The organism is Limnothrix redekei LRLZ20PSL1 (genome assembly GCF_043235035.1).
In the GTDB taxonomy this organism is placed as follows: Bacteria; Cyanobacteriota; Cyanobacteriia; order CACIAM-69d; family CACIAM-69d; genus CACIAM-69d.
In genome coordinates, this window is record NZ_JAZAQF010000026.1 from 1 (window position 1) to 659 (window position 659).

The window sequence follows — 659 nt, forward strand, 5'->3', positions numbered from 1 at the left end:
TCCATGACCATCGCAGTTGGACGCGTGGGCACGGAACGCGGGTGGTTCGACGTAGTGGACGACTGGCTGAAGCGGGATCGCTTCGTCTTCGTCGGCTGGTCGGGTCTGCTGCTGTTCCCCTGCGCATACCTCGCCCTCGGAGGCTGGCTGACCGGCACCACCTTCGTCACCTCGTGGTACACCCACGGATTGGCTTCGTCGTACCTGGAAGGGTGCAACTTCCTGACCGTCGCCGTGTCCACCCCGGCGAATAGCTTGGGTCACTCGCTGCTGCTGCTGTGGGGTCCCGAAGCACAGGGAGACTTCGTGCGCTGGTGCCAGTTGGGCGGCTTGTGGAACTTTGTGGCGTTGCATGGCGCATTTGGGCTGATTGGCTTCATGCTGCGTCAGTTTGAGATTGCGCGACTGGTGGGGATTCGTCCTTACAACGCGATTGCGTTCTCAGGGCCGATCGCGGTGTTTGTGTCGGTGTTCCTGATGTACCCGTTGGGTCAATCGGGCTGGTTCTTTGCACCCAGCTTTGGAGTGGCATCGATCTTCCGGTTCCTGCTGTTCCTGCAAGGGTTCCACAACTGGACGCTGAATCCGTTCCACATGATGGGTGTCGCCGGGATTCTGGGCGGTGCTTTGCTGTGCGCCATTCACGGTGCGACGGTAGA

At 60.7% G+C, this 659-nt stretch carries 1 pseudogene; it reads left to right on the forward strand.

Going from position 1 to position 659, the window contains the following annotated elements:
- Positions 1–3: 3 nt before the first annotated feature.
- Positions 4–659: pseudogene (locus tag VPK24_RS04635) on the forward strand (photosystem II D2 protein (photosystem q(a) protein)); the annotation flags it as partial.